General features: G+C 64.3%; 24 protein-coding genes and 1 other RNA gene. 17 read left to right on the top strand and 8 right to left on the bottom strand.

The annotated features are described in order from the left end of the window. Positions 1–86 precede the first annotated feature (86 nt). From glp to moaE, 3 genes are read left to right on the top strand one after another with little or no spacing between them, the layout of a single operon-like run. Positions 87–1,379, top strand: a complete 1,293-nt coding sequence (glp, locus tag VGL01_RS12900; RefSeq protein ID WP_331569847.1) for a gephyrin-like molybdotransferase Glp — start codon at positions 87–89, stop codon at positions 1,377–1,379. Positions 1,380–1,410: 31 nt separating this feature from the next. Then, complete coding sequence (moaD, locus tag VGL01_RS12895) at positions 1,411–1,668, top strand: molybdopterin converting factor subunit 1 (RefSeq protein WP_331569845.1); 258 nt, start codon at positions 1,411–1,413, stop codon at positions 1,666–1,668. A gap of 27 nt (positions 1,669–1,695) precedes the next feature. Next, complete coding sequence (gene moaE / locus VGL01_RS12890; RefSeq protein WP_331569843.1) at positions 1,696–2,223, top strand: molybdopterin synthase catalytic subunit MoaE; 528 nt, start codon at positions 1,696–1,698, stop codon at positions 2,221–2,223. On the opposite strand, the gene VGL01_RS12885 is transcribed toward moaE, so the two are convergent. Then, on the bottom strand, positions 2,220–2,801 hold the full coding sequence (locus VGL01_RS12885) for a group III truncated hemoglobin (RefSeq protein ID WP_331569841.1): 582 nt from the start codon (positions 2,799–2,801) through the stop codon (positions 2,220–2,222). The two genes, moaE and VGL01_RS12885, sit on opposite strands and share 4 nt — an antisense overlap. Before the next feature lie 209 nt (positions 2,802–3,010). On the opposite strand from VGL01_RS12885, the gene VGL01_RS12880 reads away from it, so the two are divergent. The 4 genes from VGL01_RS12880 to VGL01_RS12865 all read left to right on the top strand — a co-directional run bounded on the left by VGL01_RS12880 (position 3,011) and on the right by VGL01_RS12865 (position 7,180). After that, positions 3,011–3,523, top strand: a complete 513-nt coding sequence (locus VGL01_RS12880) for an Rrf2 family transcriptional regulator (RefSeq protein WP_331569839.1) — start codon at positions 3,011–3,013, stop codon at positions 3,521–3,523. A 71-nt stretch (positions 3,524–3,594) separates the two neighbouring features. Continuing rightward, positions 3,595–6,192 (top strand): ATP-dependent chaperone ClpB, encoded by a 2,598-nt coding sequence (gene clpB / locus VGL01_RS12875; RefSeq protein ID WP_331569837.1) that lies wholly within the window; start codon positions 3,595–3,597, stop codon positions 6,190–6,192. Positions 6,193–6,317: 125 nt separating this feature from the next. Then, positions 6,318–6,818 carry a MerR family transcriptional regulator gene (locus VGL01_RS12870; protein WP_331569835.1) on the top strand — a complete coding sequence of 167 codons (501 nt, stop codon included), beginning with the start codon at positions 6,318–6,320 and terminating at the stop codon, positions 6,816–6,818. Continuing rightward, positions 6,752–7,180, top strand: a complete 429-nt coding sequence (locus VGL01_RS12865) for a carboxymuconolactone decarboxylase family protein (RefSeq protein WP_331569832.1) — start codon at positions 6,752–6,754, stop codon at positions 7,178–7,180. Before VGL01_RS12870 ends, VGL01_RS12865 begins: the two co-directional genes overlap by 67 nt. Here the strand turns inward: VGL01_RS12865 and VGL01_RS12860 are convergent. The 6 genes from VGL01_RS12860 to trxA all read right to left on the bottom strand — a co-directional run bounded on the left by VGL01_RS12860 (position 7,147) and on the right by trxA (position 13,683). Next, entirely contained in the window at positions 7,147–8,529 is a 1,383-nt protein-coding gene (locus tag VGL01_RS12860) for an MATE family efflux transporter (RefSeq protein ID WP_331569830.1), read from the bottom strand. The genes VGL01_RS12865 and VGL01_RS12860 overlap by 34 nt on opposite strands. A 2-nt stretch (positions 8,530–8,531) precedes the next feature. Beyond that, a complete protein-coding gene (locus tag VGL01_RS12855) occupies positions 8,532–10,286 on the bottom strand; it encodes a glycosyltransferase family 39 protein (protein ID WP_331569828.1) in 1,755 nt (584 codons plus the stop codon). A 198-nt stretch (positions 10,287–10,484) separates the two neighbouring features. Continuing rightward, positions 10,485–10,751: a type B 50S ribosomal protein L31 gene (locus tag VGL01_RS12850; protein WP_331569826.1), complete on the bottom strand. Its 267-nt coding sequence runs from the start codon at positions 10,749–10,751 to the stop codon at positions 10,485–10,487. Between the two features lie 185 nt (positions 10,752–10,936). Then, positions 10,937–11,785: a M90 family metallopeptidase gene (locus tag VGL01_RS12845; protein WP_331569824.1), complete on the bottom strand. Its 849-nt coding sequence runs from the start codon at positions 11,783–11,785 to the stop codon at positions 10,937–10,939. Between the two features lie 118 nt (positions 11,786–11,903). Further along, the gene (rho, locus tag VGL01_RS12840) at positions 11,904–13,166 is read right to left on the bottom strand and encodes a transcription termination factor Rho (protein WP_331569822.1); all 1,263 of its coding nucleotides are present in this window, start codon (positions 13,164–13,166) and stop codon (positions 11,904–11,906) included. Positions 13,167–13,356: 190 nt separating this feature from the next. Then, entirely contained in the window at positions 13,357–13,683 is a 327-nt protein-coding gene (gene trxA / locus VGL01_RS12835) for a thioredoxin TrxA (RefSeq protein ID WP_173257202.1), read from the bottom strand. A 369-nt stretch (positions 13,684–14,052) separates the two neighbouring features. Here trxA and ffs point away from each other — a divergent pair. The 10 genes from ffs (at position 14,053) to VGL01_RS12785 (ending at position 23,340) form a co-directional block, all read left to right on the top strand. Next, positions 14,053–14,151, top strand: an RNA gene (ffs, locus tag VGL01_RS12830) — signal recognition particle sRNA small type. 122 nt (positions 14,152–14,273) lie between these two features. Next, the gene (locus VGL01_RS12825) at positions 14,274–16,496 is read left to right on the top strand and encodes a DNA polymerase III subunit gamma/tau (RefSeq protein ID WP_331569820.1); all 2,223 of its coding nucleotides are present in this window, start codon (positions 14,274–14,276) and stop codon (positions 16,494–16,496) included. 85 nt (positions 16,497–16,581) lie between these two features. Beyond that, on the top strand, positions 16,582–16,908 hold the full coding sequence (locus tag VGL01_RS12820) for a YbaB/EbfC family nucleoid-associated protein (protein ID WP_331569818.1): 327 nt from the start codon (positions 16,582–16,584) through the stop codon (positions 16,906–16,908). Positions 16,909–16,957: 49 nt separating this feature from the next. Next, positions 16,958–17,554: a recombination mediator RecR gene (recR, locus tag VGL01_RS12815; RefSeq protein WP_331569816.1), complete on the top strand. Its 597-nt coding sequence runs from the start codon at positions 16,958–16,960 to the stop codon at positions 17,552–17,554. A gap of 36 nt (positions 17,555–17,590) precedes the next feature. Further along, a complete protein-coding gene (locus tag VGL01_RS12810; RefSeq protein WP_331569814.1) occupies positions 17,591–18,796 on the top strand; it encodes a CaiB/BaiF CoA-transferase family protein in 1,206 nt (401 codons plus the stop codon). Positions 18,797–18,874: 78 nt separating this feature from the next. Further along, positions 18,875–19,633 carry a 5'/3'-nucleotidase SurE gene (gene surE / locus VGL01_RS12805; protein WP_331569812.1) on the top strand — a complete coding sequence of 253 codons (759 nt, stop codon included), beginning with the start codon at positions 18,875–18,877 and terminating at the stop codon, positions 19,631–19,633. Further along, entirely contained in the window at positions 19,630–20,460 is an 831-nt protein-coding gene (locus VGL01_RS12800; protein ID WP_331569810.1) for a protein-L-isoaspartate(D-aspartate) O-methyltransferase, read from the top strand. Before surE ends, VGL01_RS12800 begins: the two co-directional genes overlap by 4 nt. Positions 20,461–20,465: 5 nt before the next feature. Then, the gene (locus tag VGL01_RS12795; protein WP_331569808.1) at positions 20,466–21,431 is read left to right on the top strand and encodes a peptidoglycan DD-metalloendopeptidase family protein; all 966 of its coding nucleotides are present in this window, start codon (positions 20,466–20,468) and stop codon (positions 21,429–21,431) included. 11 nt (positions 21,432–21,442) lie between these two features. Next, complete coding sequence (rpoS, locus tag VGL01_RS12790; protein ID WP_331569806.1) at positions 21,443–22,543, top strand: RNA polymerase sigma factor RpoS; 1,101 nt, start codon at positions 21,443–21,445, stop codon at positions 22,541–22,543. Between the two features lie 17 nt (positions 22,544–22,560). After that, the gene (locus VGL01_RS12785; protein WP_331569804.1) at positions 22,561–23,340 is read left to right on the top strand and encodes a 3'-5' exonuclease; all 780 of its coding nucleotides are present in this window, start codon (positions 22,561–22,563) and stop codon (positions 23,338–23,340) included. 30 nt (positions 23,341–23,370) lie between these two features. Here the strand turns inward: VGL01_RS12785 and VGL01_RS12780 are convergent, their stop codons facing one another. After that, entirely contained in the window at positions 23,371–24,225 is an 855-nt protein-coding gene (locus VGL01_RS12780; RefSeq protein ID WP_331569926.1) for an endonuclease/exonuclease/phosphatase family protein, read from the bottom strand.

Genomic DNA, 24,225 nt, shown 5'->3' with positions numbered 1-24,225 from the left:
GGCGAGCTGTCGGCAACGGCGGCGCACCGTACGCGGCGCACGTCGCTACAATGAGAGTCTCGCCTTCAGACTCGCCCGTCAGACCGATGTCCACGCCAAGCGCAACATCAACCCGCCCACCGCTCATGTCGACGGCCGACGCGCTCGCCGCGCTGCTCGCGGCCGCACGGCCCGTCTCCGGCACCGAAACAGTGCCGACCGTCGAGGCGCTCGGGCGCGTCCTGGCCGCCGACGTGGTGTCCGCCATCGACGTTCCGCCCATGAACACGAGCGCAATGGACGGCTACGCCGTTCGCAGCGCGGAGTTGCTCCATGGAGAACGGGCGCTGCCGGTTTCGCAGCGGATTGCCGCCGGTCAACAGGCTGCTCCGCTTGCGGCCGGGACCGCGGCGCGCATCTTCACGGGCGCCCCGGTTCCGCCGGGCGCCGATGCGGTGGTTATGCAGGAGCAGACCGAGGCGTCGGGCGATAGCGTGCAAATTTTGCATACCCCGCGGCCGGGCGAGTGGATCACGATGCAGGGCGCCGATATCCGGCGCGGCGCGGTGATATTGCCGGCCGGCACCCGCTTGACACCGCAGGCGCTGGGCCTCGCGGCCTCCATCGGGTGCGCCGCGCTGACGGTGACGCGCCGGGTGAAGGTCGCGGTGTTTTTCACGGGCGACGAGTTGACGATGCCGGGCGAGCCGCTCGCGCCCGGGCGAATCTACAACTCGAACCGGTTCACGTTGCGCGGGCTGCTGGAGCGGCTCGGTTGCACCGTCACCGACTATGGCATCGTACCGGATCGGCTCGACGCCACCCGCGAGGCGCTGGCCACGGCCGCGCGGGAGCATGATCTGATTCTGACGTCCGGCGGCGTATCCGTCGGCGAAGAAGATCACGTCAGACCTGCGCTCGAAGCGCTGGGCCGCCTTTCCCTCTGGCAGATCGCGATGAAGCCCGGCAAGCCGCTCGCGTTCGGTGCGGTGCGCAGCCAGGCGGCGAGCCGCGCTCAGGCGTCCGCTCCGAGCGAAGGTTCGTCCGCGATGGAGGCTGAGACCTTTTTCGTCGGTCTGCCCGGCAACCCGGTTTCCAGCTTCGTGACCTTTTTGCTGTTCGTCCGTCCGTTCCTGCTGCGGCTCGGGGGCGCTCACGACGTGGCGCCGCGCGCCATATCGCTGCGCGCGGACTTTACGCAAGCAAAGGCCGATCGTCGCAACGAGTTCCTGCGCGCGCGCATCAATGCGGCAGGCGGGCTCGAGCTCTTCCCGAATCAGAGTTCGGCCGTGCTGACCTCGACCGTATGGGGGGATGGCCTCATCGACAATCCGCCCAATCACGCGATCAGCGCGGGGGAGACCGTACGTTTTCTTCCTTTTTCGGAGCTGCTCGGCTGACGGGCGGTACCGAACGGCGAATTGGCATCGAATGAAAATCGAACTGAGGTATTTCGCAAGCGTGCGGGAATCGCTGGGCCTCGCGCACGAGTCGGTCGAATTGCCCGAGGGCATCAGCACCATCGGCGACCTGCGAGCGTGGCTGCGCGCGCGCGGCGGCGCCTGGAGCGAGGCGCTCGCCGAGGGGCGCGCCTTGCGCATGGCCTGCAATCAGACGATGACCGATGCGGCCGCGCGGCTGACCGACGGCTGCGAAGTCGCGTTTTTTCCGCCTGTGACGGGTGGGTGAGCGCGAGCCGCGAACGAGGAGGGGCTTATGACTGTGCGTGTTCAGACCGCCGACTTCGATTTGAGCACCGAGGTGGCTGCGCTGCGTGCGCATAACCCCAAAGTGGGCGCGGTGGCGTGCTTCGTCGGAACGGTACGCGATATGAACGACGGCGACGACGTCGTCGCCATGGAGCTCGAGCATTACCCGGGCATGACCGAAAAAGCGCTGGAGTCGATCGTCGACGAAGCCCGGCGGCGTTGGCCCGGCTCGGACGTGCTCATCGTGCACCGCGTGGGCAAGCTGTATCCGCTCGATCAGATCGTACTGGCGGCCGCCACGGCGGCTCACCGTGGCGACGCGTTCTCGGCGTGCGAGTTCGTGATGGACTACCTCAAGACTCAGGCGCCATTCTGGAAGAAGGAGACGACGCCGGCCGGTTCGCGTTGGGTGGATGCGCGCGTGACCGACGACGCCGCACTGGCGCGCTGGGGTATCGAGGCCACCAATGCCACCAACGCCCCCAATGCCACCATTGCGTCGAGCGACGCAGGCACGGAGCCCGGAGACCGCTAGGAAACCTCGTCGTTGCCGCGGCCGATGATTTTGGCCGGAAATGGCTCCGCCGGTGCGCGCCGTCTGCCGTTGGGCGAAACCGCCGATGTATCTTCGGCGGGCCGCCTCGGCGCGATGCGCTCGAGCAGAGCTTGCTGTTCCGGCGGGACCTCGTAGTCCCAACCGAAGCGCGAGAGCTGCAAGCTTTGCGCAATGCGCAGCGCGGGCTCCATGAATCGTACGGCCGCCGCGGGCTCGTAGCGATCGCAGACGGTATCGAGAAAAAGGTGCAGCCAGCGGCTGAAATGCCCGGGTTCGAGCCCCTCGATCGGTTGGTGCGCCGACTGGACGTTGCCGCGGTAGCGCTTGTCGCCAAGCACCAGCGCGCCCCAGAAGAGGCACATCTTCGGCAGGTGCTCGTCCCAGCGGCCGTGCAGTACGGCATCGAAAACCGGCCCGAGCAGCGCATCGGCCCGTACGCGGTCGTAAAACGCGTAGACGAGCTCGCGGATGTTCGCTTCGGTCGGTGCGCTCTCGCGAGCGGGGGCTGCGGGGCAGGCGCCGGGCGTCTGTCCGCCGGGACGGGGTGGGGTAGTCATCGCAATTTCCGAGGGAGCGCGCTGGCATGCGGCGAAACGGCGCGCCATACTTCATTCCTTATCGAGATGGGCAATTCCGATGCCGCACTGCGTGAACCCATCCCGGCAACGCATGTTATGGTCAACACGCCGTGTAGACAACCCTTCGCTGGACACGGTTTTTGCCCGCCCGGGCGCTCGTACCCCCAAATGCCGATGCGAACCAAGCCATGAGATTGACCGACTACACCGACTACGCGTTGCGCGTGATGCTGTATCTGGCCGTCCGCCGCGACGGCCTGTCGACGATTCAGGACATCTCGGATGCCTATGGAATCTCGAAGAACCATTTGATGAAGGTCGTGCAGCAGCTCGGCGAGCGCGGGTGGATCGACACGATACGGGGCCGCCATGGCGGCCTGCGGCTCAATGACCGGTCGCTTGCGCTGACGATCGGCGAGGTGGTCCGGGCGACCGAGACCGATTTTGCGCTCGTCGGTTGTTTCGAACGCGGCGGCGGCGAGGCCCGACAGTGCGTCATCGAGCCGCAATGCCGGCTCAGACACATTTTCGAGGCAGCGCGTGGCGCATTCCTTGCGGAGCTGGACCGGCACACGCTCGCCGATCTCGTCGGACAGGGGGCGCCGCTTGCCGCACTGCTCGGCGTGCCGCTCGTCGCGGCACCCGATGCCGGCGGAAGGACGATCGTACCAATCGCCGTCGCCGATGGCGGCGACACCTGATTTGATCGGGCACGCTTGAAACGCGCGGCTCGCCCCTCATGTTGGTGGTAGTCAAAATTGGAGGTCTCTTCATGAGAATCGACAAGTTCACCACCAAATTTCAGGAAGCGCTGGCCGACGCGCAAAGCATTGCCGTCGGCCGAGGCAACCAGTATCTCGAGCCCGTACACGTCCTGGCGGCCCTGATCGCGCAGGAAGACGGCTCCTCGCGCTCGCTGCTCTCCCGTGCCGGCGTGCATATCCAGGCTTTGCAAACGGCTGTCAACGAAGCGATTGCGCGCCTGCCGCAGGTGCAGGGAACCGATGGCAACATCCAGCTGAGCCGCGAGCTCAACGGTCTTTTGAATCAGGCCGACAAGGAAGCGCAGCAACTGAGCGATACGTTCATCGCGAGCGAGATGTTCCTGCTTGCCGTGGCCGACGACAAGGGCGAGGCCGGCAAGCTGCTGCGCGAGCATGGTCTGACGCGCCGCGCGCTCGAGACGGCGATCGCCGCTGTGCGCGGTGGAGCCCAGGTGCATAGCGCCGAGGCCGAGAGCCAGCGCGAGGCGCTCAAAAAGTACACGATCGACCTGACCGAGCGCGCGCGCGCCGGCAAGCTCGACCCGGTGATCGGGCGCGACGACGAAATTCGCCGTTCCATCCAGATTCTTCAGCGCCGCACCAAGAACAACCCGGTACTGATCGGCGAGCCCGGCGTCGGGAAGACCGCGATCGTCGAAGGGCTTGCGCAGCGCATCGTCAACGGCGAGGTGCCGGAATCGCTCAAGAACAAGCGCGTTCTATCGCTCGACATGGCCGGCCTGCTTGCCGGCGCCAAATACCGAGGCGAGTTCGAGGAGCGCCTAAAGGCGGTGTTGCACGATATCGCGCGCGATGAAGGGCAGACGATCGTCTTCATCGACGAAATCCATACGATGGTGGGCGCCGGCAAGGCGGAAGGTGCGATCGACGCGGGCAACATGCTCAAGCCGGCGCTCTCGCGAGGCGAGTTGCACTGCATCGGCGCGACGACGCTCGACGAGTATCGCAAGTACATCGAAAAAGATGCCGCGCTCGAGCGGCGCTTTCAGAAAGTGCTCGTCGAGGAACCCTCCGTCGAGGCGACGATCGCGATATTGCGGGGTCTGCAGGAACGCTACGAGCTCCACCACGGCGTGGAGATCACGGATCCCGCGATCGTGGCCGCGGCCGAGTTGTCGCACCGCTATATCACCGATCGCTTCCTGCCTGACAAGGCCATCGACCTCATCGACGAAGCCGCTTCGAAGATCAAGATGGAAATCGATTCGAAGCCCGAAGCGATGGACCGTCTCGACCGGCGGCTGATTCAGCTCAAGATCGAGCGCGAGGCAGTGAAAAAGGAAAAGGACGAGGCATCGCAAAAGCGGCTGCAATTGATCGAGGAGGAGATCGAGCGGCTCAACCGCGAGTACTCGGACCTCGAGCAGATCTGGACGGCCGAAAAGGCGGCCGTTCAAGGTAGCGCGCAGCTGAAGGAAGAGATCGAGAAAACGCGCGCCGAAATCACGCGATTGCAGCGCGAGGGCAAGCTCGAAAAGGTCGCGGAGCTGCAATACGGCAAGCTGCCGGAGCTCGAGGCGCGCTTGAAGCAAGTCACGCAGGCCGAGGCGAAGGAGCAGCACAATCCCGAGCGTCCGCGTCTGTTGCGCACGCAAGTGGGCGCCGAGGAAATCGCCGAAGTGGTATCGCGTGCAACGGGCATTCCGGTGTCGCGCATGATGCAAGGCGAGCGGGAAAAACTGTTGCAGATCGAGGGCAAGCTGCACGAGCGTGTCGTGGGTCAGGACGAGGCAATCAGCGCCGTGGCGGACGCGATTCGCCGCTCGCGCGCGGGGCTCGCGGATCCGAACCGGCCATACGGCTCGTTCCTGTTCCTGGGCCCGACGGGGGTCGGCAAGACCGAACTGTGCAAGGCGCTCGCGTCGTTCTTGTTCGATTCGGAGGAGCACCTCATTCGCATCGATATGAGCGAGTTCATGGAAAAGCACAGCGTCGCCCGTCTCATCGGCGCGCCGCCCGGCTATATAGGCTATGAAGAGGGCGGCTATCTGACCGAGGCCGTGCGTCGCAAGCCGTACAGTGTCATCTTGCTCGATGAAATCGAAAAGGCGCACCCCGATGTCTTCAATGTGCTGTTGCAGGTGCTCGACGACGGCCGCATGACCGACGGTCAGGGACGTACCGTGGACTTCAAGAATACGGTGATCGTCATGACGTCGAATCTCGGCTCGCAAATGATTCAAGCGATGTCGGGCGAGCCGCAGGAAGCGATCAAGGATGCGGTGTGGACCGAGGTCAAGCAGCACTTCCGTCCCGAGTTCCTGAATCGGATCGACGAGGTCGTCGTGTTCCATGCGCTCGATCGCAAGAACATCGAATCGATCGCGAAGATCCAGCTGGAGCGGTTGCACGACCGGCTCGCGAAGCTCGAAATGCAGCTCGTCGTTTCCGATGAAGCGCTGGAGCAGATCGGGAAGGTTGGATACGACCCGCTCTTCGGGGCGCGGCCATTGAAGCGCGCGATCCAGCAGGAGATCGAGAACCCGGTCGCCAAGCTGATTCTCGCGGGCAGGTTCGGCCCGAAGGACGTGATTCCTGTGGACCTGCAAGACGGCAAGTTCGTGTTCGAGCGTGTCGTTCACTGATTCGCCGCAGATCATGCGGCGCAGCGGCGGCCGAGCCCATGATGCTCGGCCGTTTTTTTTATTGTGTTTCGGTGTAACGGGTGCTTGACTTCGTGTGCACTCGAAGTCTTAACGTTGAGGATGTCATGTCAGAAGCGCTCACGATCGGACGCATGGCCGCCGAGCTCGGCGTATCGACGCATACGCTGCGCTACTACGAGCAGGCCGGCCTGCTGTTGCCGGTCTCGCGTACCGACGCGGGTCACAGGCTTTATGCGCGCACCGATATGGACTGGCTGCGATTCGTGATGCGACTGAAGGCGACCGGCATGTCGATTGCCGGCATGCAGGCTTTTGCGGCATTGCGTGCCCGCGGCGACGAAACGGCGCAAGAGCGGCTCGCGCTGCTGATCGAGCATCGCCAGAGCGTGCTCGATCAGCTTGCACAGTTGCAGACGAACCTCACGGCGATCGACGAGAAGATTCGCCACTACGAGGTACTCGCGCACGACATGACGCGGATCCGGTCGGCCGACGATGCCAGCCGGGCCATGACGACTCAACGACGAAAGGACTTGCCATGCAAAACACCGAAACGAACGCCCCGGCCGCCGAACAACGCTACGCGCGGGGATGGAACAAGCTGAGGGAAATCGACGGGCAAGCCGGTGAGCGCGTGATTGCCGCGCTGGCGCCGATCGCGCCTGACTTCGCGCGTCTCTTGATCGAATTCCCGTTCGGCGATATCTATAGCCGCCCGGGGCTCGATCTGAAGTCGCGGGAGATTGCGACCATCGCGGCGCTTGCGGCGCTCGGCAATGCGACGGCGCAATTGAAAGTACACATCGAAGGCGCGCTCAATGTCGGTGTGACCCAGACCGAGATCGTCGAAGTCTTCATGCAGATGGCGGTCTATGCCGGTTTTCCAGCGGCGCTCAACGCGCTCTTCGCGGCCCGGGAGGTGTTCGAGGGCCGTCAGGACCCGGTCGATGCGCCTGAGGTGGCCTGAGCATTACGCGCGAGGCGCGCGCTGACCGAGCGCCAATGGACGAAGAGGCCCGCGCCGGCCGCCGCGAGACTCGCGGCATTGGCCGCCCAGAATCCGCGCGCGCCTCTCAGCCATTCGGGTACGGCGCCGCCGATATCGAAGCCGAGCAGATAACCGCCGCCGAGTCCAACCCCCCAAAGCGCCACGGCGTAGATCACGGTTGGTACAACGGCAACCTTATAGGCTCGCAGCACGAACGCCGTGGCCGTCTGAAAGGTATCGAAGATGTGGTAGACGAGCATGATCGGCAAAAGCGGCATGGCCGCAGCGATGACGGCCGCGTCGGGCGTGTAGCCCGCGAGGATCAACGGGCGGAGCAGCCAGGAGACAGCGGCGTAGCCGCATCCGATCGCGCAGGCCAGGGCGATGCCGTGCCGTGCGAGCGCCCGCGCGGCATCATGGCGCCCGCCGCCGAGTGCATGGGCCACGAGCGTGGAGGTGGCGATGCCGATCGACATCGGTGTCATGTAGAGCACCGCGCCGAAGTTGCCGACGATCTGATGCCCGGCGAGGGTGGTCGTGCCGAAGCGCGCGATAAAAAGCGCCATGAACGTGTATGAGGTGACCTCGATCAGATACGAGAGCCCCATGGGCAGCCCCAGCTTGAGGAGCGCCGCGAGCCGCTGGACGCTGGGCCAGCAAAAGCGCGCGAAGATTCCGAACGGGGCGAAAAGCTCCAGCCTGGCGAGCAAGGTCAGAGCAATGCCCGCGAGCGCGAAGTTGATCAGTGTGCTGGCGAGTGCGCAGCCCGGGCCGCCCAACGGCGGGAGCCCCAAGCCGCCGAAGATGAACCAGAGGTTCAACGCGACTTTCGCCAGGAGCGCTGCGACTTGCAGCATCATGACGAGCCGTGGCTTGCCCACCGCGTTGGCGAGTGCCGAATAGACGCGAAAGGCGAGGCTGGCTGGCAGACCGAACGCGGCGATGCGCAGGTAAAGCTCGGTTCGTTCGTAGAGCGCCGCGGGAACGCGCGCAATGGCGAGCAACGGCGCGGGGAAGTACATGACCGCGAAGCCGAGCACGGCAAGTCCCGCCGCAAGCCAGAGTGCCTGGCGAACCTCCTCGCCGATTTCGGCGTGACGGCGCGCGCCGAAAAGCTGACCGGCGATGGGCTGCAGCGCGAGCACGACGCCCGTCAGACCGACGTAGACCGACACATAGATGGATGAGCCGAGTCCGAGCGCGGCAAGATCGACCGCGGAGAAGCGGCCCACCATGGCGGTATCGATGACTCCGAATGCGATGATGGCGAGTTGCCCGACGAGCACCGGCCATGCGAGCCCCGCGATATTGCGGATGTCCGCGAACATGGCTACCGCCGGTGAATCGGATGCTTGCGCCGCGGTGCGGGCGGCGTCGGACGATCGACGCGCACATAGAGGCGGAAGCGTTCGTCACGGTCCGCTGCGCGGCGGCCTTCCCATACGAGCTTCCAAACGTAGCTCGGCATCGGGCTCGGCGCGATGAAGTCTTGCGCATCCTGGCGCAGCAACACGTCGCAGTCCCCGCTGAACGAGAATTGCATGTCGCCAAAGTAAGCGAACGATGCGAGCTGTGCGTCGCCGAGGCGAACCGGCGAAATGCAGCGGTAGTCGTCGGGCAGATGCTCGGCGATCTGCATCGCGACATCGCGATAGGTCCGGCTGTAGTTGACGATCGGCAGCCACAGCGTCATCAGCAGCACCCACATCAACGTCGTGCCGGCGCTAGAGAGCACCACACTGCGCCAGAGCACGTTCGGATGCCGTGCCAGACGCCAGCGCGCGAGCGCAAGCCAGCACGCGGTGACGCCGATGGCGCAGACGAAGGAGAGCACATCGAAATGCGGCACGAAGCCCGGCACGAGCCGCGCGAGGTTGCGCGCGAGCGGGGCGGGGAAACCCGTTTGCGACGCCAGCCAGACCAGCCAGACGAATGTGCCGAGAATCGTGAAGCTGAGCAGCGCGAACCAGTCGATCGCGTTGATGGCGCCACGTTTGAGCGTCGGTAAGGCGAACGTTGCCAGCACGGCGAGCGGCGGCAACAGCAGCATGTAAAGCCGGTTCGTTTGGTGGCTTTGCAACACGACGAGGACCAGCACAGGAGCGACGACCGAAAGCGGCACTGCAATATGCGGCTTGCGGCGCAGACCGCCCCAACTGAGCCAGGCCCACACCGCCAGGGGCCACGCGGGCCAAGTGAAAAGCGGCAGGTTCTTGAAGGCGTAACGCACGACGTGCCCCGGCGGCGCCGAAAAACGATTGATGCTGCCGTTGACCCACTGTTGGATGAACCACCGCGCGTCGTCGCCGTAGAGTTTGAGCACCGCGAGCGGCCACGCCACCGACAACGCCGCCGCGATCGGCATGCCGACGACGAGCAGCCAGATCGAGCGCGCTTCCGGTACCAGCGCCAGCAGAACGAGCGTACCGGCGAAGAGGGCGGCAACCAGCAGCGGATTGCCGCTCAGCGCGACGAGTCCGAGCCCGAGGCCCCAACAGACGGCCCCTTGCAATGGCTTGTCGAGCGTGCGCACGAGTCCGTACACGATGAGCGCGATGCTCATCAACTGGCCGAGCTGGGGTGTCGTTTCGTGGCCTCGCTCGGCGAGTCCGAACGACGCGAGCAAAATCAGCAAGGCGCCGTCGCCGAGCACGCGTCCGTAGTCGCGCGGCGCGGGTTCGCCGCCGAAGGCATACTTGAACGGTTGAACTTCGGCACGGCGCCCGAGCAGATAGGCCGTATACCAGACCAACGCACAGGTCACGCAAAAGAGTATGCCGGTCGACAGCCGCGACGCATCGGCCGCATCGACCCATGGTGCGAGCAGCCGGATGCACCCCGCGCCGAGCCAGTAGCCGAGCGGGCCGGTGTCAGTGACGTACTTGCCGACGAGGTTCGGCAGCAGCCAATCCCGGGCGTCGCCACCAGCCATCGTCCACATGACGCCGAATCCAGCCGCATCTTCGTTCTTCCACGGGTCGCGGCCGAACAGGCCGAACGCCGCATAGACGATGCAGATCGTCAGCAGCAGCCAGCGGGGCAGCGCACGCGTGGCGGAGGCGGTGAGTCGGACGACGGGTCTCATGCGGATGAACGGCGATCGTTATCGTTATTCGGCTAATGGCGGGGGCGATCGCCATCGCAGCGATTCGGCATTGTAGCCGCGCTCATGCGGCGCGTGACGCCACGCCGCTGGCCGATCGGCATGACGATGAAAAAAGGGCAGCGCGGGCTGCCCTTTTTCTTGCAGTACCTTTGCACGCTCGTACAAAGGCGCGGCGACTTACTTTGCGGCGGCCTTGCCGGCTGCGCGTGCACCGAACTTCTTGTTGAACTTCTCGACACGACCCGCCGTGTCCATGATCTTTTGCTGACCCGTATAGAACGGGTGCGACTCCGACGACACTTCGATCTTGGCGAGCGGGTACGACTTGCCCTCGAAATCGATGGTTTCGCGCGTCTGGATCGTCGAGCGCGTTACAAATGTGAAGCCGTTCGACACGTCTTGAAAAACGACTTCGCGGTAATTGGGGTGAGTATTTTCCTTCATGGTGCTTCCTTTAATGTGGCGGTAGCCAGCCCGCTGCGATGCCGATACGGCCGCCGCCGTAGTCGCGACGCCATCGAACCGCGAGCCACTTGCCCAAGGTCGAAAGACGGCGATTATGCCAGAAAATCATGCTGTTGGCGAAAAGATTTGCTCGTCGTCGGGCCGCGCCAATCGCCAATCGCCAATCAATCGGGCCCGCCGCTCTGCGTTTCGAGGAGTACGCCCGTGCGCGCAGGATCCTGGCGGTAATAACGCGCGAGCAGACGATAGAGTTCCGGATATTCGGCCTCGAATGCACGCGGCTGGACGAAGAGCGCCTCGCTGCAGACCGCGAAAAATTCGGATGGATGGTCTGCCGCATAGGGATCGATCAGCGATTCGCGTTCGAAACGCGCCCAGCGCCGCGTCGGCACGGCATCGACCTGCGCACAGAACCGGTCGTAGGCGGAATCGAAGACGCTGGCCCATTCGTCGGCGGTGAGCGGCGCGTGCCAGCGCTTGAAGAGCGGCGGGTGGCCATCGGTTTCGCCGCTCAGCATGTCGATCTTGTGGGCGAATTCGTGGATGACGACGTTGTAGGCGTCACGCGCATCGGTCATCTGCGCATCTTCCCACGAGAGGATGACGGGGCCGCCCTCCCAGGCTTCGCCGCTCGCGTCGTGCTCCACTTCGTGCACTACGCCGTCTTCATCCTCGACGGTTTTGCGAATGACGAATTCGCCGGGGTAGACGACGATGCCGACCCATCCGCGATACAGCTCGAGGCCCAAATTGAGCACCGGCAGCGAGGCTTGCACGGCGATGCCGGCGATCATCCCATCGGTCAACTCGAGGCCGTGGGCCGTGGAGAACGATTTTTGAGCGATGAAGAGGCTAGCGGTTTCTCGCAGGCGAGCGAGATCCGCCGCATCGAGATAACCGAGGAACGGCAGGCCGTCGAGCGTCGCCTGCCAGACATCGTCGGCAATACCGTACTCACGCAGTGCGCGTTCGCGGCGGCGCGTGTCGAGCCAGCGGGAGAGCTTCGTGAGCATGATGCAGTGCCCGGTTGGGCGGGGGCGGGACGGATTGGCGCCGGGACCGATCCGCGCCGGCATCGGCTGCCGGCGCGCCCTGTCGGCGCGCTTTGCGCAACGTTATACCAACCTGAGCTCAGCCGCCGCGTCGCATCATATCGAAGAACTCGGAATTGCTCTTCGTCTGGCGGACCTTGTCGAGCAGGAATTCCATCGCTTCGACTTCATCCATATCGTGGATGAACTTGCGCAGTACCCAGACTTTCTGAAGGATCTCGGGCTTGATGAGCAACTCTTCGCGCCGGGTACCCGACTTGTTCAGATTGAGGGACGGATAGACCCGCTTTTCAGCCAGACGGCGTTCCAGGTGCACTTCCATATTGCCGGTGCCCTTGAACTCTTCGTAGATCACGTCGTCCATGCGGCTACCCGTTTCGATCAGGGCTGTGCCGATGATCGTAAGCGAGCCACCTTCCTCGATATTGCGCGCCGCGCCGAAAAAGCGCTTCGGACGTTGCAGCGCATTGGCGTCCACGCCGCCCGTCAACACCTTGCCCGACGCGGGAATGACGGTGTTGTAAGCGCGCGCGAGACGCGTGATCGAATCGAGCAGGATGACGACGTCGTGCTTCATCTCCACGAGGCGTTTGGCCTTTTCGATCACCATCTCGGCCACCTGCACGTGGCGCGTGGCCGGCTCGTCGAACGTCGAGGCGACGACTTCGCCTGCGACCGAGCGCTGCATTTCCGTCACTTCTTCGGGACGCTCGTCGATGAGCAGCACGAAGAGGACGACATCGGGATGGTTCTGCTTGATCGCATGCGCGATGTGTTGAAGCATCACCGTTTTGCCCGACTTCGGCGATGCGACGAGCAGGCCCCGCTGGCCCTTGCCGATCGGCGCGATCATGTCGATGATGCGGCCCGTGACGTTTTCCTCGCCGCGCATTTCACGTTCGAGCAACAGCGGCTTGTTCGGGTGCAGCGGCGTGAGGTTCTCGAACATGATCTTGTGTTTCGAGGCCTCGGGCGGCTGCCCGTTGACTTTGTCGACCTTCACGAGTGCGAAGTACCGCTCCCCGTCTTTCGGCGTGCGGACTTCGCCTTCGATCGTGTCGCCCGTGTGCAGATTGAAACGCCGGATCTGCGAGGGGCTGATGTAAATGTCATCCGTGCTCGCGAGATACGACATTTCCGGCGAGCGCAGGAAGCCGAATCCGTCGGGCAGGACTTCGAGCGTGCCGTCGCCGAAAATGGTCTCGCCGGTTTTGGCGCGCTTCTTGAGGATGGCGAACATCAGTTCCTGCTTGCGCAGGCGGTTCGCGCTTTCGATCTCGAGGCCGTTGGCCATTTCGATCAATTGAGAAACGTGCAGAGACTTGAGCTCGGATAAATGCATACGGAAATCCCGCCGGGGAAGAGAAGGTGCGACGAAAGAATCTGGGAGGAGGATGAGCGGAACCGCTCAAGGACTTATACGTTTTCTTGACGTCTTGTCATTCTAGCATAGCACACGCCAGCTACCGTTCAGCGGACGCTCGCGCGGCTGAAAGGCCTGTTGCACGAGGACAACAGGCCTGGTATGACGATCACAGGTTGCTGTCGAGGAATGCGGTCAGTTGCGACTTCGACAGTGCGCCGACCTTCTGCGCGGACACAGCGCCATTCTTGAACAGGATCAGCGTGGGAATGCCGCGCACGCCGAACTTCGTCGGGGTAGCCTGGTTTTCATCGACGTTGATCTTCGCGATCTGCAGACGGTCGCCGTAATCCTTGGCCACTTCGTCGAGGATGGGGGCAATCATCTTGCAGGGGCCGCACCATTCGGCCCAGAAATCGAGCAATACGGGCTTGTCGGACTTCACGACATCCTGCTCGAACGATGCGTCACTGATGTGCTTGATTTGTTCGCTCATTTAGATTTACCTCATCGGGTTCCGGGACCCGAGCCTCAATTGCCCGCCACGATACACCAAAACGGGGAAACGCACTGTTGGTGCCGATGCGCAAATGCGGCTGGCGCGATGCGCTGCGTCCACTGCATGCAACTAGTCGAGCGAGCCGCACGGATCGCATGAGCCAGGTGCGGCAGCGCTTTCGGCGGCGAGTCGTCCGAATGCCATATTAGCCCAAATCGCTATCTGTCGTACGAGGCCGATAGCCAAGCGGTCACGGGCGTTCGGCCCGGCACCGCGGCCCCCGTTCGATCGCCGCGGCGGGACAAGAAGAAGAGTGGGGCGCAAGAAGGGTCGCGCCGTGCGCGCGACGATGATAGAATGCGCCGTGACGGGCCTCCTCGCATGGAGGGGCGGTCAACCTGGTCAGGTCGGGAACGAAGCAGCCACAGCCGTTTTCCGCCAGTGCCGAGGGTCAGGCTCGTCACCTTCCTTTTGTTCTCGTTGTTCTCGTTGTTCTCTTTCTCTCCCCCGCCAAGCGGTTTCGTGTAGTCGCTCCGCGCCGCTACTCGCCTCGTCTTGCGCCGCATCGTTGCTGATACAATTTGGCGATGACCTATCAAGTTCTCGCACGCAAGTGGCGGCCGAAGGATTTCGCTTCGCTCGTCGGCCAGGAGCACGTCGTGCGTGCTCTCACGCACGCGCTCGACGGCGCACGTCTGCACCACGCCTACCTGTTCACCGGTACGCGCGGGGTCGGCAAGACCACGCTTTCGCGCATCTTCGCCAAGGCCCTGAACTGCGAGACCGGCATCACGGCGACGCCTTGCGGCGTGTGCCGTGCATGCCGCGAAATCGATGAGGGGCGCTTCATCGACTATGTCGAAATGGATGCCGCGAGCAACCGCGGCGTCGACGAAATGGCGGCGTTGCTCGAACGCGCCGTCTATGCGCCGGTCGACGCCCGCTTCAAGGTGTACATGATCGACGAAGTGCACATGCTCACGAACCATGCGTTCAACGCGATGTTGAAAACGCTGGAAGAGCCGCCGCCACACGTCAAGTTCATCCTCGCGACGACCGATCCTCAGAAAATCCCGGTGACGGTGCTCTCGCGCTGTCTCCAATTCAATCTGAAGCAGATGCCGGCGGGCCACATCGTCGGGCACCTCGAGCGCATTCTCGGCGCGGAAGGCGTTGCGTTCGAGCCGCAGGCATTGCGGCTTTTGGCGCGCGCGGCGGACGGCAGCATGCGCGATGCGCTGTCGCTGACCGATCAGGCGATCGCCTATTCGGCCAATCAGGTGTCCGAGGAGGCGGTGCGCGGCATGCTGGGCGCGCTCGACCAGAGCTATCTGATCCGGCTCGTCGATGCGCTCGTTGCCGGTGACGGCGCGCAAGTGCTCGAAATCGCCGACGAAATGGCGCTGCGCAGTCTCTCGTTCTCGACGGCGCTGCAAGACCTGGCGAGCCTCATGCACCGCATCGCCTGGGCGCAGTTCGCGCCGGCCTCGGTGCTCGACGATTGGCCCGAAGCGAACGACGTGCGGCGTTTCGCCGATGCCCTCACGCCGGAAGAAGTCCAGCTTTTCTATCAGATCGCAACGATCGGACGCAACGAACTCGGCCTCGCGCCGGACGAGTATGCCGGCTTCACGATGACGCTGCTTCGCATGCTGGCATTCGAGCCGACGGTTCGGGGCGCCGGCGGTGCGCCCGGCCCCGGCGAGCGTTCGGCTGCGCCCCCCGCATCGGCGGGGAGCCGGCGCGCAACGGCCGGCATTCTGGCTCGCACCGACGCGACTGCGCAGGACAGCGCGGTGATGAAAGAGGCGCCGCCCGAACGTGAAACGCAAGCTATTAGCGGCGAGCCGGCACCGCATCGCGAAGCATTTGCGGCGCCCGCCCGCCCGCCCGCCCCGTTGGAGGCTTCGCCGCCAGACCGTTCTCCGCCCGTCGCGCGCGAGAGCGCTGCGTCGGCGCGTGGCGCGCCACCACGATCGGCGCCCGAGCCGGCTGCCCAGTCTCGCGCCACGGGCGCGAGCGCCGCGCTCGAAGTGCTGCGCGGCGCGGGGTTGCGCGTATCGGCGGATCGCAATCGCCCGGCCGGGGCGGCAAAGTCTTCGACGCCCACGCCGGCGGCGAAACCGGCCGCACCACGCACACCGGTCGTCGTCCCGGTGCCGCGTGCCCGCGGTGCGGTCGCCAGCGCGGCAAGCGCGCCGGCGACCGAATCGCCGCCCTGGGATGACGCACCGCTTGCCGACGCACCGTTCGACGATGGCGCGCCCTTTTGCGCCGAAGACGCGTATTTCGCCGCGGAGCGTTTCGACGATGCGCAAGCCGATACCCGCAATGGGAGCCAAGCGGCGCCGGAAGCTGCGCCCGCCATCGATCTCGCCTCGCTGCCGCCGCCCGTCATGCTCGACGCGCTCGGTTATGCCGGCGATTGGCCGGCGCTTGCCGCCGAGCTTCCGCTCAAAGGCGTGGCGCACCAGCTCGCATTCAATAGCGAATTGACGATGCTCGACGGCGAGACCCTGAAGCTGGTCGTGCCGGTGCCGCAATATGCCGACACCGCGCAGGTCGCGAAGCTGAAGTCCGCCCTGCACGAGCGGTTGGGCAGGCCTGTCGACGTGCGCGTCGAGGTCGGCCCCGCGCGGCGTACCGCTGCGGCAATCGAAGCGGCCGCACGCGCGCAACGTCAGCGCGACGCGGAACGGGAAATTGGCGCCGATCCGTTCGTGCGCTCGCTGATTCGCGATTTCGGCGCGAGCATCGTACCCGGCTCGATCAGGCCCATCGCGCCCGACGCGGGGGCGACGGTCCACTGAGCGCATCCCGGGCAGCCACGCACATCGACGACGCCCGGCTGAGCCGCACGTCGTCCACCTATCCACACGATCAAGGAGCATGTCCATGATGAAAGGCCAACTCGCCGGGCTGATGAAGCAAGCCCAGCAGATGCAGGAAAACATGAAGAAGATGCAGGAGCAACTCGCCCAGATGGAAGTGGAAGGGCAGTCCGGCGCCGGTCTCGTCAAGGTCACGATGACTTGCAAGAACGAGGTCCGTCGCGTGGCGATCGACCCGAGCCTGCTCGCCGACGACAAGGACATGCTCGAGGACCTCGTTGCCGCCGCATTCAACGATGCGGTCCGCAAGGCGGAGGCCACGGCGCAGGAGAAAATGAGTGGTATGACATCCGGCTTGCCGTTGCCGCCGGGTTTCAAGCTGCCGTTCTGAGGCCGGAGCCGTTCATGCACATGCCGAGCGCACGACTCGCGCTATCGCCATGAAACAGCCTTCCGCGCTCGTCGCGCTCGTGGAGGCGCTGCGCGCGTTGCCCGGCATCGGTCCGAAGTCGGCGCAGCGCATGGCGTACCACCTGATGCAGCACGATCGGCAGGGCGCCGAGCGGCTCGGACGCTCGCTGCTGTTCGCGGTGGAGCATCTGCAACACTGCGAAAAGTGCAATACATTCACCGAGGCTCGCATCTGCGACGTATGCAGCGACGAAGCGCGCGACCCGACGCTGCTGTGCGTCGTCGAAACGCCCGCCGATCAGATCATGCTCGAGCAGACGATGACGTATCGCGGTCTTTACTTCGTCCTCATGGGGCGCTTGAGTCCGCTCGACGGAATCGGTCCGAAAGAGATCCATTTCGACCGTCTCGTGAAACGCGCCTCGGATGGGGTCGTCAAGGAGGTCGTGCTGGCCACGAACTTCACGAACGAGGGAGAAGCCACGGCACACTACCTTGCGCAAATGCTCAAGGCGCGCCAGCTTGCGGTCACGCGGCTCGCGCGCGGCGTGCCGGTCGGCGGCGAACTCGAATATGTCGATGCCGGAACGATCGCCCGTGCCATGCTCGACCGGCGCTCGCTTTGACCGGGCGGCGCTCGCCGCCTTTCTGAAAGGAACGCTATGACCGCAACTCCTGGCCCGCTTGCGGGCATCAAGGTGCTCGAACTCGGCACCCTGATCGCTGGCCCGTTTGCCGCCCGGTTTCTCGGCGAATTCGGCGCCGAGGTCATCAAAGTGGAAGACCCGAACGGGGGCGATCCGCTGCGCAAGTGGCGCATGCTCTACCCCGAAGCGGGCGGTACCTCGCTATGGTGGGCAGTGCAGGCGCGCAACAAGAAATCGGTGACGGTCAACCTGAAGGCACCGGAAGGCAAAAAAATCGTCTGCGAGCTTGCGCGCGAAGCCGATATCGTCGTCGAGAATTTTCGGCCCGGCCTGCTCGAGAAGCTCGGGCTCGGCTACGACGTGCTGAGCGCCGAGAACCCGGGCCTCGTCATGGTCCGCCTTTCCGGCTATGGGCAAACCGGTCCATACCGTGACCGGCCGGGCTTTGGCTCGATCGCCGAAGCCATGGGAGGCTTGCGGCACATCACGGGTTTTCCCGATCTTCCCCCACCACGGATCGGTATTTCGATCGGCGATTCCATCGCGGCGCTGCATGCGGTCATCGGTGCAATGATGGCGCTGCATCATCGGCAGGCATCGGGCGGTAAAGGGCAGGTCGTCGACGTCGCGCTTTACGAAGCGGTTTTCAACATGATGGAAAGCGTCGTGCCGGAGTATGGCGTATATGGCGCCGTGCGCGAGCGCACCGGGGCTGCGCTGCCGGGCATCGTGCCCTCGAACACCTATGCATGCAGGGACGGCCAGATCGTGATCGGCGGCAACAGCGATCCGATCTTCAAGCGCCTCATGACGGCCATCGGGCGCAGCGACTTGGCGAACGATCCCGCGCTTGCGCAAAACGACGGCCGGGTTCCGCGCACACAGGAAATCGACGAGGCGATCGGCGCGTGGCTGGCCGGGCGCACGATCGACGAAGCGCTCGAGGTGCTCAATGCGGCCGACGTGCCCGTCGGCCGGATATACAGCGTGGCCGACATGTTCGACGATCCGCAATACGCGGCGCGAGAGATGATTCAGCGTTTCAAGTGGCAAGGGGAGCTCGACATCGCTTTGCCGAACGTGACGCCCAAACTCTCGGTTACACCGGGCGGCACGCGCTGGCTCGGCCCCGAGCTCGGGGAACACACGGATGAAGTGCTGCACGGGCTCGGCTATGACGACGAAGCGATTGCGAGCCTGCGTGAGCGTAAGATCGTCTAACGGCGTGACGTGGGAATTGGGCGCGAATACGCCGGCCCAGGCGATCAGCGGCGCGGACTCCTCGGTTACAATCGCCGCATGCGAATCTTACTGAGCAACGACGACGGCTATCTGGCGCCGGGTCTCGCCGCGCTTTATGGCGCCCTGAAGCCGCTCGGCGACATCACCGTGATGGCACCCGAGCAAAATTGCAGCGGCGCATCAAATTCTCTTACGCTGGCGCGTCCGCTGTCCGTGCTGCGCTCGGCTAACGGTTTTTACTACGTGAACGGAACGCCGACCGATTCGGTGCATATCGCGCTCACCGGCATGCTCGACGACAAGCCCGACCTGGTGGTCTCGGGCATCAACAATGGCCAGAACGTGGGCGAAGACACGCTCTATTCGGGTACGGTGGCGGCCGCGACGGAGGGCGTGATGTTCGGGGTGCCGGCGATTGCGTTCTCGCTCGTCGACAAAGGCTGGGCTCACCTCGACGATGCCGCGCGTGTCGCGTTCGATATCGTCGAGCACTTCCTGTCGAATCCGCTTCCCGGCCATCCGCTGCTGAACGTGAACATTCCCAATCTGCCCTACGACGAGATGCGCGGATGGGAGGTGACCCGGCTCGGCAAGCGTCACCCGTCGCAGCCGGTGATTCGGCAAACGAATCCCCGAGGCGAGCCGATTTATTGGATCGGTCCGTCCGGCGAGGCGCTCGATGCGAGCGAGGGCACGGACTTTTACGCGCTTGCCAATGGGCGCGTCTCCATTACGCCGCTGCAACTCGATCTCACGCATACTCAGATGCTCGCCGCCACGCGCGAATGGTCGCTTGCGGGGCGCGGCGCCTCATGACGAGCGAGCGCGCCAGGCGTTTTCCGCTCGGGCTCGCCGATCTCGAGCGCAAGCCGCGCGCGCGCGCCGACGGCAAGGCGCCGCTGCGTTCGACCGAGCCGGGTGCCCGGCGCACTGACACGCAGCCGTCGCAAGGTGTCGACAAAATGGGCGCGCCCAATGTGCCGTTTTCGGGCGCGCACGCGCTGACTTCGGAACGGGTGCGCGAGCGCATGGTCGAACGCCTTCGAACGAACGGAATCCGCGATGCGCGCGTGCTCAATGCGATGGCGGCGGTTCCGCGCCACCTGTTCGTGGATCCGGGGCTGGCGCCTCAGGCTTACGAAGATGCGGCGCTGCCGATCGGTCATCAGCAGACGATTTCGAAACCATCGGTGGTGGCTCGCATGCTCGAGCTCGCCGCGGCCGGGCGAACGCTCGACCGGGTGCTCGAGATTGGAACGGGGTGCGGTTACCAGGCAACGGTGCTGAGCCAGATCGCGCGCGACGTCTATTCGATCGAACGGGTCAAGCCGCTTTATGAGCGCGCCAAGCAGAATCTACGGCCGCTACGGGTACCGAATATCCGCCTGCATTATGGCGACGGCCGACTCGGCTTGCCGGCGGCCGCGCCTTTCGATGCGATCGTGATCGCCGCGGCCGGCTTCGACGTGCCGCAGGCGCTCGCCGAGCAACTTGCGGTCGGCGGACGCCTCGTCGCGCCTGTCGCCGCGCTGGGCGGGCACTCGCAGGTGCTCACGCTCGTCGAGCGGGTCGGTCCGAGCCAATGGCGGGAGTCGCAGCTTGATAGCGTTTTCTTTGTCCCCTTAAAATCCGGAGTGATTTGACACCGATGTTTACGTTGAGCGCGATGCGAACAATCAACAGAAACGGCGGGCTGGTTGCCGCCCAACGCGTGATGTGTGCGGTGGCCCTTGCGTCGCTTGCAGCCTGCGCGACAAGGATGGATCAGGCACCGGTCGTCGACCGTTCCGGCACGCTCGCTACTCAATCATCGGCGCAGGCAGCGCAACCGGCCGTGCCGCTCGGGCCGCCGCCGCCCGGCTACTACCGCGTGAAGCCGGGCGATACGCTTTACCGTATCGCGCTCGAAAACGGCCAAAACTACCGCGATATAGCGGCCTGGAACAATCTCGCGAATCCGAGCCAGATCGAAGTCGATCAACTGCTGCGTGTCGTGCCGCCGGGCGCCAATGCCGCGGCCGTCACGCCGGGCGTCGCGACGGCACCGATCACGGGCGGGGCGGTTCAGGCCGCACCGCTTTCGAGCAATCCGCCGTCGCCGGCCAACCCGAACACGCCGAGCGGAGGCAATGGCGCAAGTGCCGGCGGCGCGATGCCGCCGATGGTCGGAGGCGCCTCGGCGGCCACGACGATCCCGCCGCAGCCGGCCGCGCCGAGTTCTTCGAGCGTTCCCGCACCCGCCGGCGGTGCAATCAGTTTCGCATGGCCCGTGAAGGGGCCCGTCATCGCGTCGTTCAACGATTCGACCAACAAGGGCATCAATATCAGCGGTGCCGCGGGCGATCCGGTCAGGGCCGCTGCCGACGGTCGCGTGGTTTATGCAGGAAATGGGCTGCGCGGATACGGCAATCTCATTATCATCAAGCACGACGCAACGTATTTGACCGCATATGCACACAACCGCGCTTTGATGGTAAAAGAGGGGGACTCGGTGACCAGAGGCCAGAAGATCGCCGAGATGGGCTCGACCGATGCACCCCGAGTCATGCTTCACTTCGAAGTCCGCCAGCAAGGCAAACCTGTTGACCCGATGAAATACTTGCCGCCGCAATAAGCGATACGACCATGCCGAAATCGAAGCGCCGCAAGCAACAAGCCGAGACGGAAACGCTTACCCGTATCGCGGAGGAAGTAGCACCGGAGACGGGCGCTTCGACGAGCGAGCCGGATGACGACACCCCCGAAGCCGAAGCGGAATTCGAGGCGCAGGGAGCGGCGGGCGAGGGCGAGGCGGACGATGCCGAACCCGAGGCGCGGGAGGGGGCGGCCGCCCCCGACCCCGATGATTTCCGTGCGTTGCTGCAGGCCGAGCTGACGGCCGATACCATTCAGCATTACCTGAATCGCATCAGCGTCAAGCCGCTTCTCACGGTGGAGGAGGAGCAGCGCTACTCGAGGCTCGCGAAGGCGGGGGAGTTCGAAGCGCGGCAGGTCATGATCGAGCGCAATTTGCGGCTCGTCGTCAGCATTGCCAAGGGCTATCTGAATCGCGGCGTGCCGCTGCTGGATCTGATCGAGGAAGGCAATCTGGGCTTGATGCATGCGATCGAGAAATTCGATCCCACGCGCGGGTTCCGTTTCTCCACCTACGCGACGTGGTGGATCAGGCAAAGCATCGAACGCGCGATCATGAATCAAGCGCGCACGGTGCGCTTACCGGTGCACGTGATCCGCGAATTGAATCAGGTGCTGCGCGCGAAGCGCCATCTGGAAAAAAATTCGATGAATTCGGGCGACGCGAGCGAGCGGCGCGACGCGAGCATCGACGATATCGCCTATCTGACCGGAAAGACGACCGACGAAGTCACCGACATTCTGGCGTTGAACGAGCATACGGCATCCCTCGATGCTCCGCTCGACCTCGACCCCGCCAGCAGCTTGCTCGATCTGCTCTCGGACGAACAGAGCCAGTCTCCCGACGCGGAAGTTCAGCACCGGGAACTCGAAACGCTGACCCGCGCCTGGCTTTCTCGTCTGTCCGACAAGCACCGGCACGTCATCGAGCGCCGTTTCGGACTCAACCACATCGAACCCGCCACGCTCGAAGAACTGGCCGACGAAATGGGACTCACGCGGGAACGCGTCCGACAGATCCAGCAAGAGGCGCTCGTCAGGCTCAAACGCTTTTTCGCTTCCAACGGCGTGCGCAAGGACGCCGTGCTCTAGACAAGACTCAGACCTGGATGACACCGATTCTCGTTTTCGACATCGAGACCATTCCCGATGTCGCCGGCATTCGCCGGCTCGATGGCCTTCCCGAGTCGATGAGCGACGTCGAGGTGGCGGAGCACGCCTTTGCAGCCCGCCGCGAAAAAACCGGCACCGATTTCCTCCCGCACTACCTCCAGCGTGTCGCGGCGATCTCCTGCGTGTTTCGCGACCGCGGCGGTTTTCGGGTGCGCTCGCTCGGTACGCCCGAGGACGGCGAAGCCGCGTTGGTTCAGTCCTTCTATCGCGTCATCGAAAAGTACACGCCGCAACTCGTTTCATGGAACGGCGGAGGCTTCGATCTGCCGGTCCTGCACTATCGCGCACTCGTGCACGGCGTCTCGGCTCCGCGCTATTGGGATCTGGGCGAAGACGATCGCGAGTTCAAATGGAATAACTACATCAGCCGCTACCACGCGCGTCACACCGATTTGATGGACGTGCTCGCAATGTATCAGGCCCGCGCGAATGCACCGCTCGACGCGCTCGCCAAGCTGTGCGGATTCCCGGGCAAGCTCGGGATGGACGGTGCTCAGGTCTGGACGGCCTTCCGTGACGGGCGTATCGAGGAGATCCGCCAATATTGCGAGACGGATGTGGTCAACACCTACCTGCTTTATTGCCGCTTTCAATTGATGCGCGGCGCATTTTCGGCTGACGAGTACGCCGACGAGATCGCATTCGTCAAGAATGCGCTCGCGCAGGAACCGGGCGCGCAGTGGCCCGAGTACCTGGCGGCATTCGAAAGCACCTAGTCCGCGGTTTGGCCGTTCATGGCGCGGCGCCTAGCGCAGCTCGAGAACGATCGGCTGATGATCCGAAGCCTGCGTAGCGCCATCGATCTCGCATCGCACGAGGCGATCGCACAGATCGGCGGTCACGAATACGAAGTCGCAGGGAATCGCGCCCGAAGACCACTGCGCTTTGTCATAGACACCCGCCGTGGGCGGCGGCGTACGGCCGGGATGAAGAAACGTCCATGCATCGACGAAGCCCGGTCCGTCATCGATCGGTTCGATGAAGCGCCGATACGCGGGCGATCCGAATTCGCTGTTGAAGTCGCCGCAGACGATCGCGCTGACTGGCCGGCCTGAGGGAGCGAACGGACCGGTGGCATTTTCGGCCGGTGCCGGATGGCGTGCATGGTCGGCCGCTTCGCGCTGCAGGCGTCGCAGTTCGTCGACTTGGGCGAGGCGTTGACTGAGCGAATAGAATTCAAGATGCGTGACGATAACGCGCAACGGGCCGCGCGGTGCCTGCAACACGGCCTCGAGCGCGACGCGCTGCATCGACGGTGCGCTCGCGTCGGCCGGCCACGGCAAGCTGTGGCGAATGACCTTTTCGACGGGCAAGCGGGTGGCCAGCGCGTTTCCGAATTGACGACGGGGAAGGCCCTCGGCGGTGGGCGGCAGGTCTGCGCCGATCGCATCGAGCACGGTAAAACCGGGCAGTGCGGCCGCGAGTTCGGCGAATTGATCGTCCGAAGGGCCGCCTGGTAAGGCGCGAAAGCCGCGCGTGACCTCCTGGAGGGCAAGGATGTCGAAATCCGCGAGCTTGCGGGCTTCATCGACGGTGCGCGCAAGATCGACCACGCCGTGTGCGTCGCGTCCCCATTGAATGTTCCAGCTGAGTAACCGCAT

Source organism: Trinickia sp. (genome assembly GCF_036503415.1).
GTDB lineage: Bacteria > Pseudomonadota > Gammaproteobacteria > Burkholderiales > Burkholderiaceae > Trinickia.
The sequence above is the reverse complement of the archived record's forward strand: the minus strand, read 5'-3'. Positions and strand labels throughout refer to the sequence as shown.

Excerpts from the sequence above, each read along its gene's own strand:
- rho (WP_331569822.1), bottom strand. The coding sequence starts at position 13,166 with ATGCATTTATCCGAGCTCAAGTCTCTGCACGTTTCTCAATTGATCGAA.
- moaD (WP_331569845.1), top strand. The coding sequence starts at position 1,411 with ATGAAAATCGAACTGAGGTATTTCGCAAGCGTGCGGGAATCGCTGGGC.
- surE (WP_331569812.1), top strand. The coding sequence starts at position 18,875 with ATGCGAATCTTACTGAGCAACGACGACGGCTATCTGGCGCCGGGTCTC.
- VGL01_RS12800 (WP_331569810.1), top strand. The coding sequence starts at position 19,630 with ATGACGAGCGAGCGCGCCAGGCGTTTTCCGCTCGGGCTCGCCGATCTC.
- VGL01_RS12885 (WP_331569841.1), bottom strand. The coding sequence starts at position 2,801 with ATGACTACCCCACCCCGTCCCGGCGGACAGACGCCCGGCGCCTGCCCC.
- moaE (WP_331569843.1), top strand. The coding sequence starts at position 1,696 with ATGACTGTGCGTGTTCAGACCGCCGACTTCGATTTGAGCACCGAGGTG.
- recR (WP_331569816.1), top strand. The coding sequence starts at position 16,958 with ATGAAACAGCCTTCCGCGCTCGTCGCGCTCGTGGAGGCGCTGCGCGCG.
- trxA (WP_173257202.1), bottom strand. The coding sequence starts at position 13,683 with ATGAGCGAACAAATCAAGCACATCAGTGACGCATCGTTCGAGCAGGAT.
- VGL01_RS12855 (WP_331569828.1), bottom strand. The coding sequence starts at position 10,286 with ATGAGACCCGTCGTCCGACTCACCGCCTCCGCCACGCGTGCGCTGCCC.
- VGL01_RS12845 (WP_331569824.1), bottom strand. The coding sequence starts at position 11,785 with ATGCTCACGAAGCTCTCCCGCTGGCTCGACACGCGCCGCCGCGAACGC.
- VGL01_RS12795 (WP_331569808.1), top strand. The coding sequence starts at position 20,466 with ATGTTTACGTTGAGCGCGATGCGAACAATCAACAGAAACGGCGGGCTG.
- rpoS (WP_331569806.1), top strand. The coding sequence starts at position 21,443 with ATGCCGAAATCGAAGCGCCGCAAGCAACAAGCCGAGACGGAAACGCTT.
- VGL01_RS12825 (WP_331569820.1), top strand. The coding sequence starts at position 14,274 with ATGACCTATCAAGTTCTCGCACGCAAGTGGCGGCCGAAGGATTTCGCT.
- VGL01_RS12810 (WP_331569814.1), top strand. The coding sequence starts at position 17,591 with ATGACCGCAACTCCTGGCCCGCTTGCGGGCATCAAGGTGCTCGAACTC.
- VGL01_RS12850 (WP_331569826.1), bottom strand. The coding sequence starts at position 10,751 with ATGAAGGAAAATACTCACCCCAATTACCGCGAAGTCGTTTTTCAAGAC.
- VGL01_RS12820 (WP_331569818.1), top strand. The coding sequence starts at position 16,582 with ATGATGAAAGGCCAACTCGCCGGGCTGATGAAGCAAGCCCAGCAGATG.
- clpB (WP_331569837.1), top strand. The coding sequence starts at position 3,595 with ATGAGAATCGACAAGTTCACCACCAAATTTCAGGAAGCGCTGGCCGAC.
- glp (WP_331569847.1), top strand. The coding sequence starts at position 87 with ATGTCCACGCCAAGCGCAACATCAACCCGCCCACCGCTCATGTCGACG.
- VGL01_RS12865 (WP_331569832.1), top strand. The coding sequence starts at position 6,752 with ATGCAAAACACCGAAACGAACGCCCCGGCCGCCGAACAACGCTACGCG.
- VGL01_RS12880 (WP_331569839.1), top strand. The coding sequence starts at position 3,011 with ATGAGATTGACCGACTACACCGACTACGCGTTGCGCGTGATGCTGTAT.
- VGL01_RS12780 (WP_331569926.1), bottom strand. The coding sequence starts at position 24,225 with ATGCGGTTACTCAGCTGGAACATTCAATGGGGACGCGACGCACACGGC.
- VGL01_RS12785 (WP_331569804.1), top strand. The coding sequence starts at position 22,561 with ATGACACCGATTCTCGTTTTCGACATCGAGACCATTCCCGATGTCGCC.
- VGL01_RS12860 (WP_331569830.1), bottom strand. The coding sequence starts at position 8,529 with ATGTTCGCGGACATCCGCAATATCGCGGGGCTCGCATGGCCGGTGCTC.
- VGL01_RS12870 (WP_331569835.1), top strand. The coding sequence starts at position 6,318 with ATGTCAGAAGCGCTCACGATCGGACGCATGGCCGCCGAGCTCGGCGTA.